Source organism: Shewanella sp. SW32, assembly GCF_025653365.1.
Taxonomy (GTDB): Bacteria; Pseudomonadota; Gammaproteobacteria; order Enterobacterales; family Shewanellaceae; genus Shewanella; species Shewanella oncorhynchi.
In genome coordinates, this window is record NZ_JAKKSJ010000113.1 from 1 (window position 1) to 604 (window position 604).

Here is a 604-nt window from a genome sequence, read left to right on the forward strand (position 1 = left end):
CGGTTGATTTCTTTTCCTAAGGGTACTTAGATGTTTCAGTTCCCCTCGTTCGCCTCGCAACACTATGTATTCATGTTGCGATAACAGCTTATGCTGCTGGGTTCCCCCATTCGGACATCGTTAGCTCAAATGCTTGTTACTAGCTCGCCAACGCTTTTCGCAAGTTACTACGTCCTTCATCGCCTCTGACTGCCAAGGCATCCACCGTATACGCTTAGTCGCTTAACCATACAACCCAAATGAGTTTCAYTCATCTGCGCCGCATTGCGACCAGCTTGGTTTTACTTGTCTCACTTCTGACCAAAGAAGTGGACGCGCCTTAGACGTAAACTATTCAATAAAGAATAATTTACTRTTGAATATTCAAGACACTTAATAAAGTGTTTGAGAACTCATGTTCAATGCTTGCGCATTAAACGTTTTGTAATTAATTACATGACAGACTCATGCAATTAAATACTATCAGCTTTCCAAATTGTTAAAGAGCGGGCTTAAAAAAGCCAAAGATAATTTTTAAGTTTATCTTTGGCATCTCTATCCATAGTGCATATGCCTTATTACTTTGCAATAAAGTCAGAATAAGGTGTAAATGGTGGAGCTATGC

General features: G+C 40.0%; 1 rRNA gene. It reads right to left on the bottom strand.

The features are described from left to right. Positions 1–228: ribosomal RNA gene (locus L5M28_RS24095) — 23S ribosomal RNA — on the bottom strand; the annotation flags it as partial. Between the last annotated feature and the right edge of the window lie 376 nt (positions 229–604).